Annotated in this window: 5 protein-coding genes and 1 pseudogene; all 6 read left to right on the top strand. The window is 32.4% G+C overall.

The window, feature by feature from the left end:
• The first annotated feature begins 116 nt into the window (after nucleotides 1-116).
• Nucleotides 117-455, top strand: coding sequence for a P-II family nitrogen regulator (locus AAC053_RS13890; RefSeq protein ID WP_339757884.1), 339 nt, complete (start codon nucleotides 117-119; stop codon nucleotides 453-455).
• 4 nt (nucleotides 456-459) lie between these two features.
• On the top strand, nucleotides 460-876 hold the full coding sequence (locus AAC053_RS13885) for a transcriptional repressor (protein ID WP_339757881.1): 417 nt from the start codon (nucleotides 460-462) through the stop codon (nucleotides 874-876).
• Between the two features lie 75 nt (nucleotides 877-951).
• The gene (locus AAC053_RS13880) at nucleotides 952-1278 is read left to right on the top strand and encodes an STAS/SEC14 domain-containing protein (protein WP_339757879.1); all 327 of its coding nucleotides are present in this window, start codon (nucleotides 952-954) and stop codon (nucleotides 1276-1278) included.
• Nucleotides 1279-1303: 25 nt separating this feature from the next.
• A complete protein-coding gene (locus tag AAC053_RS13875; protein ID WP_339757877.1) occupies nucleotides 1304-1558 on the top strand; it encodes a hypothetical protein in 255 nt (84 codons plus the stop codon).
• Between the two features lie 175 nt (nucleotides 1559-1733).
• On the top strand, nucleotides 1734-2276 hold the full coding sequence (locus AAC053_RS13870; protein ID WP_339757874.1) for a hypothetical protein: 543 nt from the start codon (nucleotides 1734-1736) through the stop codon (nucleotides 2274-2276).
• A 116-nt stretch (nucleotides 2277-2392) separates the two neighbouring features.
• A pseudogene (locus AAC053_RS13865) lies at nucleotides 2393-2880 on the top strand (heavy metal translocating P-type ATPase); the annotation flags it as partial.

The raw sequence follows: 2880 nt of genomic DNA, 5'->3' as shown, positions 1-2880 counted from the left end.
ATACCAACCGAAATGTTGATTGGCGAAATCGAAGATTCATGAACACCTTTAAAAATCAATTATTCACGATGTAAATAATTACATCTGACAATTAAAAAACAAATAAACATCAACAGATGAAAGAAGTAAAAGCATTTGTAAAACCAAACAGGATACAAAAAATTATAGAAGCCCTGACCGATAATGGGTTTGAAAGTATGACCCTTTCGCAAGCCGAAGGCACAGGAGCATTTAAGGCAAAAGGAGCAAAACCTTCGCTGGATTTTCGTATTACCGATAGCCCAGTAATTAAAATAGAATTGGTGTGCCAAAATGAAGAAGCCCAAGCGGCCATAGAGATAATTATGACAAACGGCAAAACCGAAGAACCAGCCGATGGCATTATTTATATAACCAATATAGAGGATGCCTTTCAAATTAAGACAGGAGATTCCTTAAAGCGCTTTAATTTATAGCAGAATGACAAATTTAGAGCAAATATTAGAGAACAATAATGTAAAACCAACAGCTATGCGTTTGTTGGTTTTACAATTTCTCTTAAATAAAAAAGTAGCAGTCAGTCTAACAAATGTTGAAGCGTATTTTGATAATTCTGAAAGAACAACCTTGTATCGCACCCTAAAAACCTTTGTAGAAAATGGTATCGCCCATCAAATAGATGATGGAACTGGTATTACAAAATATGCCTTATGTGAAGAAAATTGCAATTGCGAAATGGACACCGATTTACACCTGCATTTTCACTGTACAAATTGCAATGAAACCGTTTGTTTAACAGCGCATAAAATCCCACACATTAATTTACTAGAAGGTTTTAAAGCAGAAAATGTGAACTTGGTGGTTAAAGGCATTTGCGATAAATGTAATGGACAATAAATGCACTTCCGTTGCACAAATAATTAAGTTAATTTTAAACAAATGTTACAAATAATTGATATTAAACAAGATAACGTGATTACAACTATAGCCACTGGAAAATTAGAGCAACAGGATATAGAGAAAATACATCCTATTATTCACTCTATTCTTGATAAGGGCTTAAAGGTACGTTGGTATTTTGAGATGAATAATTTTGAAGGATGGACTATTAAAGGGCTTTGGGAAGATTTTAAAATGGATGTTACACATGAAAAGGATTATGAACGCATTGCCATGGTAGGCGACAAGAAATGGCAGGAATGGGCAACCCAATTTATGAAGCCTTTTACCAATGCCGACCTTAAATATTTTAATATAAACCAAAAGGAAGAAGCCAAAATATGGATTGAGAGTCAGTAAGCTTCTTTCCGTTAAAGACAGTTTGATGAATAAAAAAAAATCTATTACCATTTTAATTGGGTTTGCCATAGGTGTATTTATTATTCAACCCCTAGGAATTAGTATTTTCAACTTTGGGAATCAAGCTAACGAAATTAATTGGTGGCATTATTTAAAGAATAATTTAATTGAAATTTTGAATACAAATGGGAATCAAATTTTTGAGAATATTCTGTTCGGACTATTAGGTGTCAGTATTGCACTAATTTATTATTTCGGTATAAAAAACAGAAAACATTGATGGCCAGTAATAGAACTTAATTTGCTTAAATGATGTTTTTTTTTAAAAATAATGAGTGAAAACTTAATTATTAGCAGGCAGCTTTTATGATGCTTTTTCAAAGCAACATGATTAATAGCATTAAAAGCAATAGTAGAAGCTGCTTTTTTTAATTATACAATTACAGATAGATATTATGAATGCTAAATATTTTATTTTAATAATCTTGTTGGTTAGTTATTATAAAGTTAGCGCCCAAAAAATTTATACAACTGAAGAAGGTCATATAATGATGATGGCTTTGGTTGACGATAAATCCGTCAAGGCAGAAAGCCATAAATTGACCCTATATCTTGATTATGATTCCAAAGTGGTTAATGGTGTACTCGACCTAAAAACCTTATCAACAGATATTCCTGAAGTCAATTCCAGTTTAAAAGAGCTGGAAGACCCTTTAATGCTACGGTTCACTGGTACTATTCCATCACAGGATTTTTTATCAAAACGACATGAGTCCATCAACTTTAATTGGCTGGTAACCATTACCTATCAAGGGAAGTCATATATATCACAATTTAAGGCAACCATTACGCATATAGAACAAGGAGTAAGTATGTCATGCTTGATAAGTGCAAGAGGACAGGTTTTAGTGTCAGATATAGGTCTGGATTCCTTAATACAGGGTTTGGATGATACCATACAAGTACAGTTTGCCCAATTGGTATTGAAATTGGAATGACTATAAATTAAAAACATTTGAAACGTATGAAATGAGCATGACCGAAAATTGGTCGCAAACACCAATGAAGATATGCGAATTACATATAACCGTTAAAAAACAAATATTATCTACACATGAAAAATAAAGAACACAATCACTCACACGATGGTATTTTCGGTAAAAAAACCGAGTTATACTTTGCTATTTTAAGTGGCGTATTTTTCTTTACAGGCTTAATTTTAGAATTGGGATTCAAATTACCAGAAATAGCCCTATACAGTTATATAGCAACCTATTTTTTTGGTGGTTATTTTACAACGCTTGAAGCTATTGTAAAAGTAAGAAAAGGCGAGTTTGAAATCGATTTTTTAACGATTATTGCTGCTGTTGGCGCTGCATATATTGGCAGTTGGGAAGAAGGTGCATTGCTATTATTTTTATTTAGTATTGGTCACGCAATGGAAAAATATGCAATGAACAAAGCAAAAAAATCTATTGAAGCATTGGGTAATTTATCACCTAAAATGGCATTGGTTAAAAGAGGAGATAAAGTAGAAGAAATTTCCATAGAAAAATTACAACTTAACGATATTATTGTAATACGACCAAATACCAAAATTGC

Source organism: uncultured Winogradskyella sp., assembly GCF_963975125.1.
GTDB lineage: Bacteria > Bacteroidota > Bacteroidia > Flavobacteriales > Flavobacteriaceae > Winogradskyella.
Note: the sequence above shows the minus strand (reverse complement) of the source record. Positions and strands in the feature narration are given on the sequence as shown.

What these genes read in the sequence shown, in the direction of transcription:
- AAC053_RS13890 (WP_339757884.1), top strand. Translation starts at nt 117, where the DNA reads ATGAAAGAAGTAAAAGCATTTGTAAAACCAAACAGGATACAAAAAATT.
- AAC053_RS13875 (WP_339757877.1), top strand. Translation starts at nt 1,304, where the DNA reads ATGAATAAAAAAAAATCTATTACCATTTTAATTGGGTTTGCCATAGGT.
- AAC053_RS13870 (WP_339757874.1), top strand. Translation starts at nt 1,734, where the DNA reads ATGAATGCTAAATATTTTATTTTAATAATCTTGTTGGTTAGTTATTAT.
- AAC053_RS13885 (WP_339757881.1), top strand. Translation starts at nt 460, where the DNA reads ATGACAAATTTAGAGCAAATATTAGAGAACAATAATGTAAAACCAACA.